Raw genomic sequence first — 20,332 nt, 5'->3', positions numbered from 1 at the left:
GATTATTTTCTTTTGGAGATCTCGTCCCTTAAACGGGCCGCTTTTTCATAATCTTCCTGATTAACTGCCTGGGTTAAAAGTTCGTTTAACTCTTCAAGAGACATTTTCTTATAATCTGATGAATCATCAGGTTGTAATTGAATTTCCTCTTTTAGAAGTTCTTCTTCTATAATCCCTTCTTCTTCATCTTTAACCTGTTCACGCTGCTTTTCATCAGCTTTAAGATAAATCCCGGCTTTATCAAGAATGTTTTTGTAAGTAAATATTGGAGCATTAAAACGCAAGGCAAGGGCAATGGCATCACTGGTACGCGCATCAATAATCTCTTCAATCCCATCGCTTTCGCAAATAAGACTGGAATAGAATACACCATCAACCAATTTGTGAATAATTACCTGCTTTACTACGATCCCAAACCTATCAGAAAAGTTTTTGAATAGATCGTGGGTTAGGGGTCGGGGAGGTTTAATTTCTTTTTCCAAAGCTATTGCAATGGATTGTGCTTCAAAAGCACCTATCACAATAGGTAACTTTCTTTCACCCCCAACTTCATTGAGAATCAATGCGTAAGCTCCGTTTTGTGTTTGACTATAAGATATCCCTTTAATATTCAGTCGCACTAAACTCATATAACAAGAAATTAAAAAGGCTGTCTAAATAAGGGTGTTTTACCGGATTTAGACAGCCCTTTTATGGGTCGCAATTTAGGAAAATTATGCGTTTTTCTCTTTAAATTCCCTCAATTTTTCATTTAGCTTAGGAACTATCTCAAAAGCGTCCCCAACTACTCCGTAATCTGCAGCCTTAAAGAAAGGAGCTTCCGGATCGTTGTTGATCACCACTTTAGTTTTTGCGGCGTTAATTCCGGCAAGGTGTTGAATAGCTCCTGAAATACCAACGGCAATGTATAGGTTAGAAGCTACAGGCTTTCCGGTTTGACCTACGTGTTCACTATGAGGTCTCCAGCCCATATCACTAACAGGCTTGGAACAAGCAGTTGCTGCACCAAGAATTTCTGCCATTTCCTCGATCATTCCCCAGTTCTCAGGACCTTTTAATCCACGTCCACCAGAAACAACTACTTCAGCATCTGCAATAGTTACTTTGTTGGTAGCTTTATCCACAGATTCAACGTTTACTGAAAAATCTTCTGAAGAAAGGCTTGGGCTAAATTCTTCTGCCGTAGCGTCGCCCTGAACTTCTTTAAGTCCGAAAGCGTTCTTTGAAAGCCCTATGATCTTAACATCTGTATCGATTTTGGTAAAACTGAAAGCTTTGTTTGTAAAAGCTGTTCTTTTTACTGTAAAAGGATCTGTAGAAGTTGGAACTGAAACTACATTTGAAGCATATCCGGCTTCAAGTTGTACCGCCAGTAATGGAGCAAGATATTTGCTGTTTGCGCTCTGGCTTACCACAACTACTTTGGTGCCTTCTTTTTCAGCAGCCTGTTTAATAGCATCGGCATAAGCTTCAGCATTAAAGTTTTTAAGTTTGTCATTGCTTACTTTTAAAACCTTGTCTACACCATAGTTTCCTAATTCTGAAACATCTTCAGCATTAAAAGTAATTGCAGTAACACTTGTTCCCATCATTCCTGCTACCTCTTTGGCGTAGGAAGCAACTTCGTAGGAAGCTTTTTTAAATTTTCCTTCTTCTGATTCTATATATACTAAAACTGACATTTTTTAATTTTTTAGGTTTTGAAATAATTTACCGATCCGCTGGCGGCTTAAATCGCCTTCGCTTCGTTATGAAGCAGGTCGATCAATTCATCAAGGTTATCCGGATCAATAAGTTTCACATCTCCTTTAGGAGCTGGTTTTTCAAACTTAATAGCTTCTGTTTTTACAGAAGTTTCGGCAGGTTCAAGAACATTTAAAGGTTTTTTACGCGCCTGCATAATTCCTCTCATGTTTGGAATACGAAGGTCTGATTCTTCTACCAGGCCTTTTTGACCTCCAATCACTAAAGGAAGGGAAGCTGTAAGGGTTTCTTTTCCACCGTCGATCTCACGAACCGCTTTCGCTTTATCGCCATCAACTTCAAGACTAATACAGTTATTTATAAAATTAGCTTTTAATAGACCGGCTAACATTCCCGGTACCATTCCGCCATTATAATCAATAGATTCTCTACCTGCAATCACAAGATCGTAACCTCCATCCTGAACAACTTTTGCCAGTTCTTTAGCTACCTGATATCCATCAGTTGCCGGAGTGTTTACTCTTAAAGCCGTATCTGCACCAATAGCCAAAGCCTTTCTAAGGGTAGGCTCAGTTTCTGCTCCTCCAACATTCACAACGTCAACACTTGCACCTTGCTTTTCCTTAAACCACATTGCTCTTGTCAATCCAAATTCATCATTAGGATTAATAACAAACTGCACACCGTTTGTATCAAACTTGGTATCTCCTTCAGTAAAATTGATTTTGGATGTAGTGTCAGGTACATGACTAATACAAACTAAGATTTTCATATATAAGGTTCTTTATTTTAATAAAACGTTTTCGTTGACGAAGGTAAGTATTTTAAATCAAAAAATGCTATGCATGCATAGTAAAATTATGTGAATATGTGAAGCTTTTTAGGGAATTATAAATTCTATAAGGAGGCTGGTGAAGAATGTGTAATAATAAAACCAAAAAGCTGTTATATCTCTACTTCAGCAGCAGGAAAATATCGAATGGATTGCCAAAACAAAATTTTAATTGGCAAATATGGTATATACCTTATTGAATTACTATTTTTGCCGTGCAGGAATAAAAATAAGATTATATATAATGAGGACAATTCAATTTAGAGAAGCCGTTGCCGAGGCGATGAGCGAAGAAATGCGTCGCGACGACAGCATCTATTTAATGGGAGAAGAAGTTGCCGAATATAATGGTGCTTATAAGGCTTCCAAAGGAATGCTTGACGAATTTGGTCCGGAGAGAGTTATAGATACACCAATTGCTGAACTTGGATTTGCCGGGATTGGAGTAGGATCTGCCATGAATGGTAACCGTCCAATCATTGAATTCATGACCTTTAACTTCTCATTGGTTGGGATTGACCAGATTATAAACAACGCTGCAAAAATGCGCCAGATGAGTGGCGGGCAGTTCAATATTCCAATTGTATTTCGTGGTCCAACTGGATCTGCAGGTCAATTAGGAGCAACTCACTCACAGGCATTCGAGAGCTGGTATGCGAATACTCCGGGATTAAAAGTGATCGTACCATCTAATCCTTATGATGCAAAAGGTTTGCTTAAAGCTGCGATTCGTGATGACGATCCGGTGATCTTTATGGAAAGCGAGCAAATGTATGGTGATAAAGGTGAGGTGCCGGAAGAGGAATACCTTATCGAAATTGGAAAAGCCGATATTAAGAGAGAAGGAACAGATGTTACTATCGTATCCTTCGGAAAAATCATCAAAGAAGCATACAAAGCAGCTGATGAATTAGCTGAAGAAAATATTTCCTGCGAGATTATTGATCTTAGAACGGTTCGTCCAATGGATCACGATACTATTCTTGAATCTGTTAAGAAAACAAACCGACTTGTAATTCTTGAAGAAGCATGGCCATTTGGAAATGTTGCTACAGAAATTACTTATCAGGTACAGTCCAAAGCTTTTGATTATCTGGACGCTCCAATAGAAAAAATCAATACGGCAGATACTCCTGCTCCTTATTCACCTGTTCTTCTGGAAGAATGGTTGCCAAATAGCAAGGATGTTGTAAAAGCTGTAAAAAAGGTAATGTATAAGTAATCATTCCTTTTTTGATATATAATTAAAACTTCATCTTCACGATGGAGTTTTTTTTGGTCTGAAAATGAAGCTGAAAGAATAACGCAGTTCTATTCTGGTGAGGATAACAAATATGAACTTAAAAAATTCTGAAATTTTTCAGGTTGGGGAGTACAAAACAGGTTTGTTTTTCCATTTTCACGCCATCAAATAATTGCTAATTATAATTGATTTCGGATTTCACTTTTAGTTAATGTTTTAAAGATCAGAATTAACTATATTTGCAGCCCTTAATTAATGAAGTAAAATAAATTAAAATGTCTGATACTTTTGATGTATTGATCGAAATCCCAAAAGGGAGTAGAAACAAATACGAATATGATTTTAAACTGAAGAAGGTTCGTTATGACCGAATGATCTTCTCTTCGATGATGTATCCTGCAGATTACGGTTTTATTCCTAATACTCTTGCTTTGGATGAAGATCCACTGGATGTTTTGGTATTGGTAACAGAGCCTACATTCCCGGGAATCGTAATGGAAGTTAGACCTATTGGAGTTTTCCATATGGCTGATGAAAAAGGACCTGATGAAAAGATCATCTGTGTACCGGTTTCAGATCCTATCTGGAATAGATTAACAGATCTTAAGGAGCTTAATGGACATATGATCAAAGAGATCGAACATTTCTTTAAAGTTTATAAGGATCTTGAGAAGAAAAAAGTAGATACTGGTGATTTTGGAGATGCAAGTGAAGCAAGAGAGATCATTAGACAATGTATCGAGCGTTTTGAGAATTATGAAGGAGATAAGTCGAGATTCGGGATATAATCTCAAAAAACTCCTTATTATATTATCATATTTAAAGCAATAACCCTAAAAAGTTATTGCTTTTTTAATTTATGTTGTTTTACTACATTAGCTGGCATTAATATTTTATTAACAAACTTAACCAAGCTAAATATGGAAGCAACAATAATTTATATGCCTGCAGTGCTGGCAATTATCGGACTCATTTATATGTGGGTCAAAAGATCCTGGGTGTTGAAACAGGACTCCGGAGACGGAAAAATGAAAGAAATTTCAGCTCACATCTACGAAGGCGCTCTTGCCTTTCTCAAAGCAGAATATAAATTATTGACCATTTTCGTGATTGGAGCAAGTATGTCGCTTGCAGCCATTGCATACTTTGTTCCAACCACTCATTACCTGATTATCGTAGCCTTTATTTTTGGGGCTATTTTCTCAGCTTTTGCTGGAAATATCGGGATGAAGATCGCTACACAAACCAATGTTAGAACAACTCAGGCAGCAAGAACAAGTTTGCCTAAAGCCCTGAATATTTCTTTTGGAGGTGGTACAGTTATGGGACTCGGCGTAGCCGGGCTTGCCGTTTTGGGGCTTACCGGATTCTTTATCTTTTTCTTCCATTATTTTATGAATGGAGAATGGACCAATACAGGTCAAATGACCATAGTATTGGAAACCCTGGCGGGATTTTCATTAGGAGCGGAATCTATTGCTCTTTTTGCCCGTGTAGGTGGAGGAATATATACCAAAGCTGCCGATGTTGGAGCCGACCTGGTAGGGAAAGTGGAAGCCGGTATTCCGGAAGATGATCCGCGTAACCCAGCCACCATCGCAGATAACGTTGGGGACAATGTGGGAGATGTTGCCGGGATGGGAGCCGATCTTTTTGGAAGTTATGTTGCAACGGTGCTTGCGGCAATGGTTCTTGGAAACTATATCATAGAAGATATGGGCGGTGATATCACCAACGAAGGCTTTGGTGGAATTGGGCCTATTCTTTTACCTATGGCAATTGCAGGTGTAGGGATCATTATATCTATTATTGGAACCTTGCTTGTAAAAATATCTTCCAATTCAGCCAAAGAAGCTGAGGTACAAAGAGCACTTAATATTGGAAACTGGGTATCGATCTTATTAGTTGCGGTATCTTGTTATTTTCTTGTAAACTGGATGTTACCTGCAGATTCCATGACCATGGGATTCTTTGTGGGGGGAGCTGAAGGTTTTGAAATGACTTCCATAAGTTCAATGCGCGTATTTTATGCGACTTTGGTTGGACTTATTGTAGGTGGTGTCATCTCTGCAGTGACAGAACATTATACCGGGTTAGGTAAAAAACCGGTGATGAGTATTGTCCAGAATTCAAGTACAGGAGCAGCTACCAATATCATTGCGGGATTATCTACCGGAATGATCTCTACTTTCGCATCTATATTATTATTCGCTGCTGCTATCTGGGCCTCTTATGCATTCGCAGGTTTCTATGGGGTTGCTCTTGCGGCTTCAGCTATGATGGCAACTACGGCCATGCAGCTTGCCATAGATGCTTTTGGACCAATTGCCGATAATGCCGGAGGTATCGCTGAAATGAGTGAATTACCTTCTGAAGTTCGTGAAAGAACAGACATCCTGGATTCTGTAGGGAACACAACTGCAGCAACCGGAAAAGGTTTTGCAATTGCATCGGCTGCTTTGACCTCTTTAGCTCTATTTGCAGCATATGTCACCTTTACCGGGATTGATGGGATCAATATCTTTAAAGCTCCAGTTTTGGCAATGTTATTTGTTGGTGGAATGGTGCCTGTGGTTTTTTCAGCCTTAGCGATGAGCTCGGTTGGGAAAGCAGCCATGCAAATGGTTAGAGAAGTGAGAAGACAATTCAAGGAGATTCCGGGAATCATGGAAGGAACGGGAAAACCTGAATATGATAAATGTGTGGCTATTTCTACCGAAGCCGCCTTAAAAGAAATGTTATTACCCGGAGTGATCACCATTGGTTTTCCAATTGTAATCGCCTTCCTTCCTATGCTATTTGGATATGATAATTTGTTGATTGCCGAAATGCTGGGAGGTTATATGGCAGGAGTAACGGTTAGCGGTGTATTATGGGCAATTTTCCAAAATAATGCAGGAGGTGCCTGGGATAACGCAAAGAAATCTTTTGAAGCCGGGGTGATGATCAATGGAGAAATGACGTATAAGGGATCTGATGCTCATAAAGCAGCAGTTACAGGTGATACGGTTGGTGATCCTTTTAAAGATACTTCAGGGCCGTCTATGAACATTCTTATAAAGCTTACCTGTTTGATTGGTTTGGTAATCGCACCTATACTGGGTGGGCATACCGTAGACGATGTACCTAATCAGGATCAGGTTATTAATAGTAGTCCTATAAATAACCAGCAAGAGGTAATAAAAGATGTAAAAATCGAAAAGTTTGCTGAAGGAGATGCGGTGACCGCTAAGGTGACAATTACTCGCAATACCAACGGCGAAGAAGTTGTTAAAACCTATAATTTTGAAGGGACTGAAGAGGAAGTCCAACAGAAGATAGAAGACTTGCAATAGCTAATAAAAAAATCTCCGTTCAACCAACGGAGATTTTTTTTTAAGTAACCGGAAATTTCATCAACCCGGTTTTATTCATTTCAGAAAGATTAGTGGAGATCTTGTGTTTATGTGCTAAAAGAATTTCTCTAACCCTGGCATGATTTGTTTTTGAAAGGCATTTCTGGTATTTGTAATAACTTTTCAATTCTCTCTTATAGAGATCTGTAAACCTGCGTTTCATTTTATATTTAAGGTAAAGGCTGGATAATTTGCATCTTTTACGCTTATAAAATGAAAGTAATTTTGGATCCTGTAGCGGAGAGATCTCCCGTTTCACCTGTTCAATTTTCTCTTCTATTTCCTTTAGGAATTTGATTTTCTGTTCGTAAAGGCTCCGATACAGATTTCTAAGGACTAACCTTTTTTCATTCCTCATCGCAATTTCGAAAAGGAATGCACTTTTCTTGTTTCTAACTCTAATTTTTTCTAGTTCTTTAATTGTTCTTTTCTTGTCAATCAAATTCATAACTCTCCCTCCCTTGACTCTTTAAGGTTTATTAAAAAAATGGATAAAATCTAGTTTCTGTAAAAGTAATTTTCAAGGTATAACCCTCACCGTTAATTAACTTAATTAACTTCTTTTTATTATTTATTTTAGAAAAAGGGAACTTCATTAAAATCCTTGTAAAAATGAGTTAAACTATGGTTAATCAGTATTTTAAAACTTCAGGCATTATTGCATTATTCGTAGCTTTAAGTAAACATCAAAATTTATAATTATGCCAGAAGACAAAAGACCTTCAGTGAAGAATGATGAGAAATATGAAAAGCTTCGCGACGAAGGAATGAGTAAGGAAAAAGCTGCCAGAATTGCCAATACTCCAAATTCCGGGGAAAAGGGTGGAAAGGCAGAGCAATATGAAGACCGGAGTAAAGAAGAACTTTATGAACAGGCAAAGAAAGTAGGCATAGAAGGCCGGAGTGATATGAGTAAAGATGAATTAATTAAAGCCCTGAGAAACCACTAATATGAGATCTATCTGGAATGGTTCCATAAGTTTTGGGTTGGTCTCCATCCCCGTTAAGCTATATTCAGGTTCCGAGGATCGCAAGCTCGACCTCGATATGCTGGACAAGCATGATAATGCCCGCATTAGATATAAACGTGTGAATGAAGACACCGGGAAAGAAGTAGAGTGGAAGGATATCGTTAAGGGCTATAAAAAAGAGGATGGATATGTGATCCTGGAAAAAGAAGATTTTGAAAAAGCCAATATCAAAAAGAGTAAAACCATCGATATTGAAGAATTTATTGATGAGACAGAGGTTGCAGATGTTCTTTTCAAAAAACCTTATTTCCTGGAACCCCAAAAGGAAGGTGGTAAATCTTACAATCTCTTACGCGATGCCTTAAAAAAAACCGGGAAACTGGGAGTGGCGACTTTTGTGATGAGACAAAAAGAACATCTTTCGTTAATTGGAGTTTATAAAAAGATTCTCGTGTTACATGTAATTCGATTTACAGATGAAATCAGAGATCCTTCAGAGTTAAAGATGTCCAAGGCCACGGTCAAAAAGAATGAAGTGGATATGGCAGTTTCTTTAATCGAGCAATACACGTCCAAATTTGACTTCAGTAAATACAAGGATGTTTATAATGATCAATTATTAAAGATCATCGATTCAAAAGCTACCGGGAAGAAAGTTAAAAGCGAAGATTTTGATAGTAAACCAACTCCTGCAAAAGATTTGATGGCTCAGCTAAAAGCCAGTCTTGATAAAAAGAAGAAGGGAAAAGCCTCTTAAAGCATGGGTCTTGACGATTACATCAAAAAAAGGAATTTTAATGATACTCCGGAGCCTGAAGGGGAATTTTCAGCCGAAAATAAACAACGTTTTGTTATTCAACGACATCAGGCGTCCAGACTGCATTACGATTTGCGGCTGGAACTTGAAGGAGTTCTAAAAAGCTGGGCAGTTCCCAAAGGTCCTTCCATGAATCCTTCACATAAACGGCTGGCAATACAAACCGAGGATCATCCTATAAAATATTTAAGCTTCCAGGGGACAATCCCTAAAGGGAATTATGGTGCGGGGGTGATGCATATCTGGGATGAAGGCTATTTTGAATCTGCCATAGGAAAGGATCTCCTTGAACAATTAAATGCCGGGAATCTTAAGCTCAATTTTCATGGAAAAAAGATCAGGGGGGAGTTTGCCCTGGTACGAACTAAAAGAGGAGACCAGCAAAACCAGTGGTTGCTAATAAAGAAAAAAGATAAATTTTCAACCGACCTCAATTATGATGCGGAAGACTTATCGCCTTTAAATGCAGAAAGTACAGAGAAAACAGGGAAGCTTAGGGAGCTTAATTTCAAGGATATTGTCAAGCCAATGCTGGCAACATCTGCCGGTAAAATTTTTAATAAGCCGGATTGGATCTATGAGTTGAAATGGGACGGATATCGCATAATCGCTCATGTAGAAAATGGAGAAGTAAACATTCATTCCAGAAATGGGATCTCCTACAATAATAAATTCCCTGAACTGGTTAAAGACCTTGAAAATATTGAACATGAAGCGATACTTGATGGAGAAGTCGTTATCCTGAACGAGGATGGGGTTCCCGACTTCCAAAAACTTCAGAATTATAGTGCTGCCACTAAAGGAACTTTAAGATATTATGTGTTTGACATGCTTTATTTGAACGGGCATGAAATGTTGGACCTAAAGCTACTGGAACGCAAAAGTTTGATCGAGGAGGTTCTGGAAGGGACTCAGGTTGCCACATATTGCGATCATATAGAAGGGATGGGGACCGCGTTTTATCAAAAAGCTGTAGCAGCCGGAATGGAAGGCGTAATGGCCAAGAAAGCTGATTCAACATATTCTCCGGGTTACAGGACTGAGAACTGGTTAAAAATCAAACCTCATAATAGTGTGGAGGCTATAATTTGTGGGTATACCAACTCTGAAGGTTCAGTTTTTGGATCACTCATTTTGGGAATGATGAAGGAGGGAGAATTGGTTTATGTAGGTAATTGCGGTACAGGTTTCTCGTCAGCTACCCAAAAGGAGCTTCTCAAACTAATGCAACCTCTTAAAACGGAGGAGATTCCTTTTGAAAAAAAACCCAATTTAAAGGGAAGAACAGCCAACTGGTTAATTCCGGAATTTATTTGTGAAGTCAAATTTTCAGAATGGACAAAAGCCGGCAAGTTGCGACATCCTGTATTTAAACATCTTCGAACAGATAAGATGCCGGTAGAGGTGAATGTTACACAAACTAAACCCACTAAACAGGTCTCCCAAAATAAAGATTCCTCAAACAACCTTGAAATTGGTGGCCGACAGGTGAAAGTTACTAACCTGGACAAAATATACTGGCCAGATTCAGGATTGAGAAAATATGATCTTATCGATTATTATATTCAGGTTTCTGAGGTGATCCTGCCTTATTTAAAAGACCGCCCACAAAATTTGCATAGACACCCCAACGGAATTCATAAACAAGGATTTTATCAAAAGGACAATGAAGGTCTTTTGGAAAAATGGATAGAAACTACCCGCATTTACTCAAAATCCGGGGATAAGAAGATTGAATATCTGCTATGTCAGGATGAGCCAACCTTAATTTATATGGCGAATCTTGGTTGTATAGAAATAAATCCGTGGAATGCGAGGATAACCGATCTGGATAAACCCGATTATTGTGTAATTGATCTGGACCCATCAGATAAAAACACTTTTGAGGAGGTAATTGAAGTAGCTCAGATCGCCAGAGAGATACTGGATGAAACTAAGATTTCAGCATATTTGAAGACTTCAGGATCCAGCGGGCTTCATATTTATATTCCTCTTGGGGCACAGTATACGCATGAAGAAGCCCGGGATTTCACCAAGTTGTTATGTTATTATATTCATGAAAGAACAGCTGGGCTTACCAGTATGGAAAGGGCTGTAAAAAGCAGAAAGGGTAAAATTTACCTGGATTATCTTCAAAACAGGAAAGGTCAAACTCTTGCTTCAGCATATTGCGTTCGGCCTAAAAAAGGAGCACCTGTTTCAGCTCCGCTGGAGTGGGAGGAATTAAAAAAAGGCTTAAGGATAACCAATTTTAATATTCAGAATATGTCTGAAAGAATAAAGAAAAAAGGTGACCTTTTCTCGGAAGTTTTGACCGAAAAAATTGATATCCAGAAGGCTCTCGAACGCCTCGAAAAGCTTTAAAATATTAAAAAATTTATAAAACTTTGTCCTATTTACAGGGCTTTTGAGAATATGCCCTAACTTGAGGTCAAACCTCAGTTGAATGATAAAACGATTTAAAAAATTAATAGGAAGATATCGTAATCTGGATCAGGTTTATGTGGTGCCTTACCGCAGTTATGGAACCTATTCTCACCTTTATGTCAAAGGCCGGGCACTGGATAATGAACCTCTTAAGATCGTCAAGGATCAGTCGGTTTACAGGACCATTAAAAATACCTACAAACAATTTGATAGTTTTGAAATTCCTGATGCCGAGATGGAACTGATTGTTCCGGACAAGATCAATCTAAGAACAATTACCAATGATGAGGGATATTTTCTTTTTGAAAAGACTCTGAATGAGAATTTGTCTGAACATGCTTCAGATGAAGGTTGGGTAGAGTTTGAGGTTTATTTCCGGAATAAAGTGAAACCACGCACTAAAATGCTCAATAACCCGGCGCGAGGAGAATTTCTGGTTCCACAGGTAGATGCCGAATTTGGGGTGATTAGCGACATTGATGATACCATTATGCATACCGGAGTTACCTCTTTCTTAAAATGGAGGTTGCTTAAAAACAGCTTGCTTACCAATGCTTATAAGCGCATTCCTTTAAAGGATGCACCGGATTTTTATAAAAAACTGCACCTTGGAAATAGCGGAAAGAACAAGAACCCAATGTTCTATTTAAGCAATAGTCCGTGGAACATGTACGAATATTTGACCCTGTTTCTGGATTATAATGAGTTTCCCAAGGGGCCGATCTTACTTCGGGATCTCAGAACTCCTTTTGAAAGTACGGTAAAGCCTGAAAAACCTCATAAACAGAAGGAAATAATCAATATCCTGAAGACCTATCCCGATCTTAAATTTATCCTTATAGGAGATAGTGGAGAACATGATGCGAGTATTTATACAGAGATCGCCGCGCAGTTTTCAGACAGGATCCTGGCTATTTACTTAAGAAGCGTAAAGCATAAAAAACAAATGAGGAGGGTTCAGAGTTTAATAGACGAATTTGATACTGTTCCCGTGTTGATGGTTGGAGATTCAGATGAAGCTGTGGAACACGCCCGTGAAAGCGGATTTATTATATGATTCCTGAAATAAAAAAATCCCGGTTAACCGGGATTTTTAATTTTATAACTGCTGTTTTTTAGCTTGGATCTATACTGGTTCCAACCGCCGCTCGTTCCTGTACAGGAGATTTTCTTGGCATGGTTCTAAAAACATGATCCCAGAATGGAGAGGAAACTCCAAAAGCCCTGTCCGGTTCTCTGTAATGATGAATACTGTGGTGGTGCCATAGCACCTTTAAAAAGTTATTTGGCACCTTAAAAGCGTGAACCGAATAGTGTACTGCAAGATAACCCGCATATCCTATTAGGAATCCGGCTAAAAAGCCAAATACATAATCTCCAAGTACAGCCCTGTAAATAATGAAAAGAACTGTAGCTATTACAAGACTAAGTACCGGTGGCATGGCCAGTCGTGATTTATCTTTTGGATAATCATGATGCACCCCGTGCATGGTGTAACTTAATTTTTGTTTTCGAGGAGTAGTTGCAGGGATATGATATAAATATCTGTGCATTACGTACTCGATAAATGTAAAGAACATTAGGCCCGCAATAAAAAGCAGGATCATGGAAGGAACCTCAAAACCTTTTTCAATAATTCCATAATATACCAGCGCCGCTGCAATTACTCCAAAAATAATCAGAGGAATGGAAATATGCGTGTGGGTCAATTTTTCCAGAAAAGGGTTGTCAAATAACTTTGGCGATCCCTTATGTTTAGGTCTTTTTAGCTTAGTAGATTCCATAATTCATTCTCATTTAAAAAAGTCCGTGTAATTCTCCATCTATACGGTTAATAATACCTCCAAGATCTTCGGGATTATTTACAAAATCGATATTATCTACATCAATTATAAGTAAATTCCCTTTAGTGTAATCATGAACCCAGGCTTCGTATCTTTCATTCAGCCTACTTAGATAATCTATCGAGATAGAATTTTCATAGTCTCTCCCTCGGCTGTGAATCTGTTTTACCAGGTTGGGAATACTACTGCGTAAATAGATCAAAAGATCTGGTCCCTGAACTACACTTTCCATTAAGTCAAACAAAGATTTATAATTTTCAAAATCCCTGTTGGTCATAAGACCCATTGCGTGCAGGTTGGGCGCGAATATATACGCATCCTCATAAATTGTCCTGTCCTGAATGATCTTGCGACCACTTTCTCTTATTTGCAGAATTTGTCGAAACCTGCTGTTAAGAAAGTAAATCTGTAAATTGAACGACCAGCGTTCCATTTTATTATAGAAATCCTCCAGATAGGGGTTTTCAAGAACGTCTTCAAACTGGGGCTCCCAGTTATAATGTTTAGCGAGTAATCTGGTAAGGGTTGTTTTTCCTGCACCAATGTTTCCTGCTATGGCTACATGCATAATTGATTTCTTAGGCTGAATTAAGGATTGTAAATATAAAATAAATGCGCTAAAAAGATCCTTTAGTCGGCAGGAGTACTAATATTTTTTTCAACCACTGCATTTCCCATTAAAGAATTGAATTCTCTTCAGTTCTTAAAAGATTTTGAAGCCCTCATTTTCTGCTATTCGGCGACTTTTTACTGAATCTAAAAAGATGTTAATTTAAAAAATGCCCTGCATGCAGGTAGCACATTTGGCATAGGTCCAGATGCAATCCACAAAATCTGTAAACATATGGAAGAACAACCCGATGGCAATTAATCGTAGAATTTTGTGTTTGAAGAAAATCATTCCAAGAATATAAGCAGTAATTGCCAGTTCAGAGTGAAGCGGATGAAATCCAATTCCGCAGCGATCGGGATCGAAAATTGGCGTGGCGAGCAGATGATCCAGATCAACTAACATGGTAGCGGCAAGGATGAGCCAGTATTTTAACCAGTTTTTCTTGTCGTAGAGGTAGGCGATTCCGCCAATTACCAAAAAATGTAATGAATAATGAACTATAGACTGTTCCATTCGCTATTTCTCTCCTTTATTATGAGAGTTTGACTCATCATCCCGTAATAGTTTGTTGAGCTTTCTTTCCAGGGCAACATATCTCGAAATACCTACTATGAGAAACATTACGCAAATAAACAACGAAAGGTAACCAACATACATAAGACTTATTCCTTGATATTCCTTTATTTGCAAAATTGCCAGACCGCTTATTAGTAGATATAACGATGCCCGTATATAAGAGAGCAAAGTTCTTTCATTTGCCAGTTTGGTTCTTTCCAGCGCGAGGTGTTCCCTTAAGAGCTTTTCATCAATGATTCTTGTCTTAAAAGGGTTATGAAGTTTTACTCTTCTCATAGTTAGAATGGAAAAAATTTAGGGATTAAAAAGGATGCTGCGATCCAGATGATAAAGTTAAGCGGAGTTCCGAACTTTAAAAAATCTCTGAACCTATAATTTCCCGGGGCATATACCATTGTATTTACGGGATAACTTACCGGAGTCATAAAAGTTAGGGAACAGGCGAACATCACCCCTATTAAAAAAGGTTTTTCACTTATTTGCATGGCACTGGCAAGACTTATAACAATGGGCGTCATTAGCGCAGCCGCAGCCTTGCTGGATAACACATTGGTGGATAAAAAGGTGAAGAGGAAAATAAAACTTAGCGTCCAGCGCGGATCCATATCACCCAGTGTTTCGTAGATATATTGAGAAATAATATCCGATCCTCCTGTTTTTTCCAGCGCTTTTCCCATAGAAAGAACACCCGCGATCATGAAAATCACTTTCCATTGAATCGCTTCATATGCCTCCTGTGGTTTTAAAATAGTTAGGGTGACCAGCAGCAAACTTCCCACCATGGAACTTATTAAAATAGAGGTAATATTAAAAGCTGCAGCCATTACCACTCCAACCACGATCAAAATTGCCGGAATGGCCTTCTTGTAATCTACTCTCCGGCCCTGGTATTCAGAAAGAGTTACTATTAGTTTTTCTGAAGTAAGTAATGAGATCGCTTTTACTGATGCGAATAATAACATCATATCGCCTTCCCGAAGGACCACTTTTGAAACATCTTCAGTAATTGTTTCTTTTCTATGTCGTATTGCAAGTACTGAAGCGTAGTAGGTGCTTCTAAAGTTAAGTTGCTCGATAGATTTTCCCGCCAGCTCAGAACCGTAGGGGATCATGACTTCATATATTTTTTTATGCTCCCCAAGATCGCCGGTCTTGCTGGTTTTTCCTTCTTCATCAACACTTTCCTGAATGGTTTCCTTATCTCCTCTAACCGAAATTCCTTTGCGTACCTTCAATTTCGAGAGACTTACGGGATCCACAAGGATCCTGATGCGGTCGTGTTCTCTAAGCACCGTTTCTCCGTTAATTTCATAAACGCGATAGTGTTTTCTTTTAATTCGAAGAATCTGAACTTTAAAATCGTTTACCAGTTTAGATTCGGCTATAGTGACATCGGCATCCGGGCTGTTGGTATGCAGCTCGATCTCCGCCATGTATTTCTCTGCCTGTTTTTTTAAACCGAACTCTTCGGTTTGCTCTCTTTTGGGTAAAAGAATGGGACCCAGCAGAAAAATGTAGGTAAGGCCAATAGCAAGTAAGCAAAGAGCTGCCATGGTGAACTCGAACATCCCGAAGGGTTCAGATCCAAGTTTTTCAGCATAACTGCTTACAAGGATATTAGTAGAAGTTCCTATCAGGGTGCAGGTTCCTCCAAATAATGCCGAAAAAGATATGGGAATCAATAATCGGGACGGACTTATATTCGCTTCCCGGCAAACTAAAAGTGCAACAGGGATAAGGATCGCAACAACTGCCGAATCATTGATAAATGCAGATAATACAGCTGCCGTGGTACATAAAGAGACCAGTGCGAAAAAGTAATTGATCCTGGCAATTTTTATAAGTTTAGCGCTTAAACCATCAATTACTCCAGATTTAAAAACAGCAGCACTAACTACAAACATACATCCCAGGGTAATAGTAGCCGGGTGATTAAACCCTGAAAAACCTTCTTCCGGACTTAAAACTCCTGAAACAATAAACAGGGCCATTATAATAATGGAGGTAGTGTCAATGGAAAAATAATCCCGAACAAAAAGGATGATCCCTATTACTATGATGGCAACAGTTAAATACAATTCCATAGGGAATCTTGTTTCGGGTTAGTTAATGTATTGACCTTCTTAAATATAGCATTTCTTTTGTATATGTTTTAGAATTGATTTCCCTTGGGAAAGTGGGTAGAAGTTTGAGAGATGGAAATTCAAGCCCTAACCCATGACTGGGAAAGGGTATTTTTAAAAATGGAAAGACGATGGTAGTCTATTTAAATATTAATCGATCAGGAATAAATTTTACCTCAAAATGGTAAATTGGAAAGGTCTACATTTCCTCCTGAAATTATAATTCCAACTTTTTTATTTTTGAAGTTTTCAGGTTTTTTCAGAACTGCGGCTAGAGCAACCGCACTGGATGGTTCCACAATAATTTTCATGCGTTCCCAGATTAGTTTCATGGAAGTTATGATCTCAGATTCGGTTACCCTGATTATTTCAGATACATTTTCCTGAATTATGGGAAAATTGATATCTCCCAATTGTGTTTTCAAACCATCAGCGATGGTATTTGCCGTCTCGTTATTTTCAATTTTACCTGACTGTAAGGATTTCCAGGCATCATCTGCCTGTAATGGTTCACCGCCTATACAGGTGCACTGATTTCCGAAAAATTTTACAGCAAGCGAAGATCCGGCAATGAGACCGCCGCCTCCCACGGGGCAGACCACATGGTCAAGATCTGGGAGATCCTGTAATAATTCCATCGCCGCTGTTCCCTGACCCAGAATAACATCCAGATCATTAGAAGGATGGATAAGGTTTGCTCCTTTTTCCTTAACTATCTTCTCAGCTTGATATTCTCTGTCTTTTAAAGTGGAAGGGCATTCAGTGATAATTCCGCCATACGACCTAACTGCTGCTTTTTTTACCTCCGGAGCGGTATCTGGCATAACTATATAGGCTGGAACGTTAAGGGATTTTGCTGCTAAAGACAGTGCCTGAGCGAAATTACCGGAGGAATGAGTAACCACCCCTTTTTTCCTTTCGCTTTCATTCAGATTCTTAATTGCACTAAGGGCACCACGCATTTTAAATGCACCCATTTTTTGAAAATTCTCACATTTAAAATGAATTTCACAACCAGCCATCTTATTAATAAGACCGGAACTTAAAATTGGCGTGCGATGAATAAAAGGGGAGATCTGGTCTAAAAGCTCCTCCATGTAAACTTTGGTTATCTGCAAATCTGAATATTTTGATCTAAAATAAAAATTCCCCGGGAGAACGGGGAATTTATTTTAATCTTCTATAGGGACGGTAAGCATGGGGATATCTGCTTTTTTCAGCAGTTCCATGGAAACATTCTCGTTGAGTAGATTATGCAGAAAACTGTGTTTATGAGTTCCCACAATTAGCAAATCGATATGTAATTTCTGAGCTTCTTCCAAAACGGTTTCTACAGTAGAGCCTTGGATAAGCAATGCTTCTGCGTGAATTTCCTTGCTTATGAAATTCTTGCAAATTTCCTGTAAATTTCTGTGCTCTTCCCGGTATTCTTCGGCTTTAATATCCCGTATATATTGTGGTCCAGGCTCATAGCCAACGAAATCCGGTTCAGGATCGGCTACATGCAATACCCAAACCTTAGATTCGAATTTTTGCGCCAGACTGTCTGCAAATAACATTAACTCTCCTATGCTGTCATTAAAATCTACAGCTACCATGATGTTTTTAAATGTATCCATCCCGTTTTATTTTAAATCAATAACCCTTGTCTTTTTCCACAACATTAAGCAAAGGTTCATTTTCCATCATCCGGTCATAGTTCTCGGCAATTTGCGGAACTACAGATTCGGGTTTGGTTACACTGGCGATATGAGGGGTAATATTAATTTTATCATGTTCCCAGAAAGGATGCTCATCTGGTAATGGTTCTTCCCTGAACACATCTAAAGAAGCACCAGATAAATGGCCGTTATCGATCATTTCCATAAGGTCATGTTCCACAAGATGCTGGCCTCTGGCGACATTAATAACATAGGCTCCTTCAGGAAGCATGTCGAATAAATCGGCATTCAGGATATTTTCAGTATCCTCAGTTAAAGGTAATAAACAAACCAGGATTTCTGAGTTACTTAAAAATTCTTCTAACTGATCTTTGCCATGATAATTAGTGATATTGTCTGAATCCTTACGGGTTCTGGACCATCCGTAAACTTTGAAAAAGTTTTTATGGAGTTTCTCTGCCACGGCATTTCCAAGCACTCCAAGTCCCATAATTCCAACTTTGGTGTCTTGCGGGCGTTTGTATTGAAACTTATCCCATTCCTTTCTCTTCTGGCTTTTTACATAATGATGTAATCCTCTAATATGGTTCATTACCTGACTCAGTACGAAGTCTCCCATATCTTCAGTAAGTGTGTCGTCGATCACTTTGGTGACTTTTACTCCTTCCGGGAGAGCTTCATCACTCAAAATGTGATCCACTCCTGCACCCATACTGGCGATAACTTTTACATTCGGGTAGTTTTTAAATAATCCCCGGGGGTGATTCCAGGAAACTACGAATTCTACTTCTTCCTGATCATGAGGTTCAGGATAAACATAAATGTTCATCCCGGGATGTCTGTTTCTTAAAGCTTTTACCCAATTCTCCGGATCTCTTTCCGGAGACACAATTAGTACTGACATAAATTTTTCTTTTTCATTTATTAATTCACAAAAGCGCTGTATCCGGTAATGGCCCGGCCAACGATTAGTGAGTTTATTTCTTTTGTTCCTTCATAACTGTAGATCGCTTCAGCATCTGCCACAAAGCGGGCTACATCGTATTCAAGCAAGATTCCATTACCGCCTAAAACCTCCCGGGCGCGGCTTACCACATCCCGCATTCTCATGCTGCAATAAACCTTGGCCAGGCTGGCATGCTCATCTGTAAGCATGTTTTCGTCCTGCATTTCAGAAAGCCTGAAACAAAGAGTTTGCATTGCAGTTAAGTTTGAAAGCATTTCCACTAAATGATCCTGGATCAACTGAAATGAGGCTATAGGTCTGCCAAATTGTTCCCTTTTTTTAGTGTATTTCAGGGCACTTTCATAAGCTCCCCTCGCACAGCCAACGGCCTGCCAGGCAACGCCTGCACGGGTCATGCGCAATACATTGGCGGTATCTTTAAACGAATTTGCGTTTTGTAACCTGTCGCTTTCCGGGACTTTACAGTCGGTAAGAGTGATTATGGCATTCTGCACTATTCTTAGTGCCATCTTATCTTTGATCTTCTCGGTCTTAAAACCGGGATTTTCTTTTCTAACTAAAAATCCTTTAACCCTGTTTGAATCTTCATCGCGTGCCCATATAATGGTAACATCGGCAAAAGTGGCATTTCCTATCCATTTTTTCTGGCCGTTAATAACCCAGTTCTCTCCATCAAATTTGCAGGTGGTTTCCATCCCGCCGGCTACTCCAGAACCTACATTAGGTTCGGTAAGGCCAAAGGCACCGATTTTCTCCATCTGTTGCATTTTTGGAAGCCATTCCTGTTTTTGTTCCTCACTTCCGCATAAATAAATGGAACCCATAGCTAAACCACTATGCACCCCAAAGAAAGTAGAGATAGAAACATCTACCCGGGCTATTTCCTGAGCGATGATACCTTCCATCAAAAATGGAAGATTAGGGCAGCCGTAACCTTCATAAGGTACTCCTACAATATTAAGATCACGGAATTTTTCAATGACCTCAAAAGGGAACTGGTCTTTTTTCCAGTATTCGTTAACCAGAGGTCGAATTTCATCTTCCATGAAATTGCGGACTTTTAACTGGATTTCGCGTTGCTTTGGAGTTAGCTTAAGGTCTAAATTATAAAAATCACCGTCGATGGGAGGGAGGTCATGTTGACCCTTTTTCCGTTTTG

At 39.0% G+C, this 20,332-nt stretch carries 20 protein-coding genes; 7 read left to right on the top strand and 13 right to left on the bottom strand.

The features are described from left to right. Nucleotides 1-2: 2 nt before the first annotated feature. The 3 genes from ACNKXV_RS09590 to ACNKXV_RS09580 form a co-directional block, all read right to left on the bottom strand. A complete protein-coding gene (locus ACNKXV_RS09590) occupies nucleotides 3-629 on the bottom strand; it encodes a bifunctional nuclease family protein (RefSeq protein ID WP_417907507.1) in 627 nt (208 codons plus the stop codon). Between the two features lie 84 nt (nucleotides 630-713). Next, nucleotides 714-1,682 carry an electron transfer flavoprotein subunit alpha/FixB family protein gene (locus ACNKXV_RS09585; protein ID WP_417907506.1) on the bottom strand — a complete coding sequence of 323 codons (969 nt, stop codon included), beginning with the start codon at nucleotides 1,680-1,682 and terminating at the stop codon, nucleotides 714-716. 47 nt (nucleotides 1,683-1,729) lie between these two features. Beyond that, nucleotides 1,730-2,476 (bottom strand): electron transfer flavoprotein subunit beta/FixA family protein, encoded by a 747-nt coding sequence (locus ACNKXV_RS09580; RefSeq protein WP_417907505.1) that lies wholly within the window; start codon nucleotides 2,474-2,476, stop codon nucleotides 1,730-1,732. A gap of 304 nt (nucleotides 2,477-2,780) precedes the next feature. Here ACNKXV_RS09580 and ACNKXV_RS09575 point away from each other — a divergent pair, with 304 nt between their 5' ends. From ACNKXV_RS09575 to ACNKXV_RS09565, 3 genes are all read left to right on the top strand, one after another. Beyond that, the gene (locus ACNKXV_RS09575; RefSeq protein ID WP_417907504.1) at nucleotides 2,781-3,758 is read left to right on the top strand and encodes a pyruvate dehydrogenase complex E1 component subunit beta; all 978 of its coding nucleotides are present in this window, start codon (nucleotides 2,781-2,783) and stop codon (nucleotides 3,756-3,758) included. 296 nt (nucleotides 3,759-4,054) lie between these two features. Next, on the top strand, nucleotides 4,055-4,567 hold the full coding sequence (locus tag ACNKXV_RS09570; RefSeq protein ID WP_417907503.1) for an inorganic diphosphatase: 513 nt from the start codon (nucleotides 4,055-4,057) through the stop codon (nucleotides 4,565-4,567). Nucleotides 4,568-4,699: 132 nt separating this feature from the next. Continuing rightward, complete coding sequence (locus tag ACNKXV_RS09565; RefSeq protein WP_417907502.1) at nucleotides 4,700-7,114, top strand: sodium-translocating pyrophosphatase; 2,415 nt, start codon at nucleotides 4,700-4,702, stop codon at nucleotides 7,112-7,114. Between the two features lie 40 nt (nucleotides 7,115-7,154). Here the strand turns inward: ACNKXV_RS09565 and ACNKXV_RS09560 are convergent, their stop codons facing one another. Beyond that, nucleotides 7,155-7,622: a hypothetical protein gene (locus ACNKXV_RS09560; protein WP_417907501.1), complete on the bottom strand. Its 468-nt coding sequence runs from the start codon at nucleotides 7,620-7,622 to the stop codon at nucleotides 7,155-7,157. Between the two features lie 253 nt (nucleotides 7,623-7,875). Between ACNKXV_RS09560 and ACNKXV_RS09555 the strand changes: the two genes are divergently transcribed. From ACNKXV_RS09555 to ACNKXV_RS09540, 4 genes are all read left to right on the top strand, one after another. Next, nucleotides 7,876-8,124 carry a DUF7218 family protein gene (locus tag ACNKXV_RS09555; RefSeq protein WP_417907500.1) on the top strand — a complete coding sequence of 83 codons (249 nt, stop codon included), beginning with the start codon at nucleotides 7,876-7,878 and terminating at the stop codon, nucleotides 8,122-8,124. Nucleotide 8,125: 1 nt separating this feature from the next. Beyond that, a complete protein-coding gene (ku, locus tag ACNKXV_RS09550) occupies nucleotides 8,126-8,902 on the top strand; it encodes a non-homologous end joining protein Ku (protein WP_417907499.1) in 777 nt (258 codons plus the stop codon). A 3-nt stretch (nucleotides 8,903-8,905) separates the two neighbouring features. Next, entirely contained in the window at nucleotides 8,906-11,326 is a 2,421-nt protein-coding gene (ligD, locus tag ACNKXV_RS09545; RefSeq protein ID WP_417907498.1) for a DNA ligase D, read from the top strand. 82 nt (nucleotides 11,327-11,408) lie between these two features. Beyond that, complete coding sequence (locus tag ACNKXV_RS09540) at nucleotides 11,409-12,446, top strand: App1 family protein (RefSeq protein ID WP_417907497.1); 1,038 nt, start codon at nucleotides 11,409-11,411, stop codon at nucleotides 12,444-12,446. Between the two features lie 58 nt (nucleotides 12,447-12,504). Here ACNKXV_RS09540 and ACNKXV_RS09535 read toward each other — a convergent pair whose 3' ends face one another. From ACNKXV_RS09535 to ACNKXV_RS09495, 9 genes are all read right to left on the bottom strand, one after another. Further along, complete coding sequence (locus tag ACNKXV_RS09535) at nucleotides 12,505-13,173, bottom strand: sterol desaturase family protein (RefSeq protein WP_417907496.1); 669 nt, start codon at nucleotides 13,171-13,173, stop codon at nucleotides 12,505-12,507. 13 nt (nucleotides 13,174-13,186) lie between these two features. Continuing rightward, complete coding sequence (locus ACNKXV_RS09530; RefSeq protein ID WP_417907495.1) at nucleotides 13,187-13,801, bottom strand: deoxynucleoside kinase; 615 nt, start codon at nucleotides 13,799-13,801, stop codon at nucleotides 13,187-13,189. Between the two features lie 204 nt (nucleotides 13,802-14,005). Then, nucleotides 14,006-14,359 carry a DUF6122 family protein gene (locus ACNKXV_RS09525; protein WP_417907494.1) on the bottom strand — a complete coding sequence of 118 codons (354 nt, stop codon included), beginning with the start codon at nucleotides 14,357-14,359 and terminating at the stop codon, nucleotides 14,006-14,008. Between the two features lie 3 nt (nucleotides 14,360-14,362). Continuing rightward, nucleotides 14,363-14,698, bottom strand: coding sequence for a DUF202 domain-containing protein (locus ACNKXV_RS09520; protein ID WP_417907493.1), 336 nt, complete (start codon nucleotides 14,696-14,698; stop codon nucleotides 14,363-14,365). Nucleotides 14,699-14,700: 2 nt separating this feature from the next. Beyond that, entirely contained in the window at nucleotides 14,701-16,506 is a 1,806-nt protein-coding gene (locus tag ACNKXV_RS09515) for an SLC13 family permease (protein WP_417907492.1), read from the bottom strand. 215 nt (nucleotides 16,507-16,721) lie between these two features. After that, entirely contained in the window at nucleotides 16,722-17,642 is a 921-nt protein-coding gene (locus ACNKXV_RS09510; protein WP_417907748.1) for a threonine ammonia-lyase, read from the bottom strand. A 75-nt stretch (nucleotides 17,643-17,717) separates the two neighbouring features. Continuing rightward, nucleotides 17,718-18,164 (bottom strand): universal stress protein, encoded by a 447-nt coding sequence (locus ACNKXV_RS09505; RefSeq protein ID WP_417907491.1) that lies wholly within the window; start codon nucleotides 18,162-18,164, stop codon nucleotides 17,718-17,720. A 16-nt stretch (nucleotides 18,165-18,180) separates the two neighbouring features. Then, on the bottom strand, nucleotides 18,181-19,110 hold the full coding sequence (locus tag ACNKXV_RS09500; RefSeq protein ID WP_417907490.1) for a 2-hydroxyacid dehydrogenase: 930 nt from the start codon (nucleotides 19,108-19,110) through the stop codon (nucleotides 18,181-18,183). A 20-nt stretch (nucleotides 19,111-19,130) separates the two neighbouring features. Next, a partial coding sequence (locus ACNKXV_RS09495; RefSeq protein WP_417907489.1) for an acyl-CoA dehydrogenase family protein occupies nucleotides 19,131-20,332 on the bottom strand: 1,202 nt, incomplete at its 5' end.

Source organism: Christiangramia aquimixticola, assembly GCF_048285835.1.
In the GTDB taxonomy this organism is placed as follows: Bacteria; Bacteroidota; Bacteroidia; order Flavobacteriales; family Flavobacteriaceae; genus Christiangramia; species Christiangramia aquimixticola.
The sequence above is the reverse complement of the archived record's forward strand: the minus strand, read 5'-3'. Positions and strand labels throughout refer to the sequence as shown.

Coding starts and splice junctions, on each gene's coding strand:
- ACNKXV_RS09580 (WP_417907505.1), bottom strand. CDS start 2,476: ATGAAAATCTTAGTTTGTATTAGTCATGTACCTGACACTACATCCAAA.
- ACNKXV_RS09525 (WP_417907494.1), bottom strand. CDS start 14,359: ATGGAACAGTCTATAGTTCATTATTCATTACATTTTTTGGTAATTGGC.
- ACNKXV_RS09515 (WP_417907492.1), bottom strand. CDS start 16,506: ATGGAATTGTATTTAACTGTTGCCATCATAGTAATAGGGATCATCCTT.
- ku (WP_417907499.1), top strand. CDS start 8,126: ATGAGATCTATCTGGAATGGTTCCATAAGTTTTGGGTTGGTCTCCATC.
- ACNKXV_RS09560 (WP_417907501.1), bottom strand. CDS start 7,622: ATGAATTTGATTGACAAGAAAAGAACAATTAAAGAACTAGAAAAAATT.
- ACNKXV_RS09575 (WP_417907504.1), top strand. CDS start 2,781: ATGAGGACAATTCAATTTAGAGAAGCCGTTGCCGAGGCGATGAGCGAA.
- ACNKXV_RS09555 (WP_417907500.1), top strand. CDS start 7,876: ATGCCAGAAGACAAAAGACCTTCAGTGAAGAATGATGAGAAATATGAA.
- ACNKXV_RS09540 (WP_417907497.1), top strand. CDS start 11,409: ATGATAAAACGATTTAAAAAATTAATAGGAAGATATCGTAATCTGGAT.
- ACNKXV_RS09530 (WP_417907495.1), bottom strand. CDS start 13,801: ATGCATGTAGCCATAGCAGGAAACATTGGTGCAGGAAAAACAACCCTT.
- ACNKXV_RS09570 (WP_417907503.1), top strand. CDS start 4,055: ATGTCTGATACTTTTGATGTATTGATCGAAATCCCAAAAGGGAGTAGA.
- ACNKXV_RS09590 (WP_417907507.1), bottom strand. CDS start 629: ATGAGTTTAGTGCGACTGAATATTAAAGGGATATCTTATAGTCAAACA.
- ACNKXV_RS09565 (WP_417907502.1), top strand. CDS start 4,700: ATGGAAGCAACAATAATTTATATGCCTGCAGTGCTGGCAATTATCGGA.
- ACNKXV_RS09510 (WP_417907748.1), bottom strand. CDS start 17,642: ATGGAGGAGCTTTTAGACCAGATCTCCCCTTTTATTCATCGCACGCCA.
- ACNKXV_RS09505 (WP_417907491.1), bottom strand. CDS start 18,164: ATGGATACATTTAAAAACATCATGGTAGCTGTAGATTTTAATGACAGC.
- ACNKXV_RS09520 (WP_417907493.1), bottom strand. CDS start 14,698: ATGAGAAGAGTAAAACTTCATAACCCTTTTAAGACAAGAATCATTGAT.
- ACNKXV_RS09500 (WP_417907490.1), bottom strand. CDS start 19,110: ATGTCAGTACTAATTGTGTCTCCGGAAAGAGATCCGGAGAATTGGGTA.
- ligD (WP_417907498.1), top strand. CDS start 8,906: ATGGGTCTTGACGATTACATCAAAAAAAGGAATTTTAATGATACTCCG.
- ACNKXV_RS09585 (WP_417907506.1), bottom strand. CDS start 1,682: ATGTCAGTTTTAGTATATATAGAATCAGAAGAAGGAAAATTTAAAAAA.
- ACNKXV_RS09535 (WP_417907496.1), bottom strand. CDS start 13,173: ATGGAATCTACTAAGCTAAAAAGACCTAAACATAAGGGATCGCCAAAG.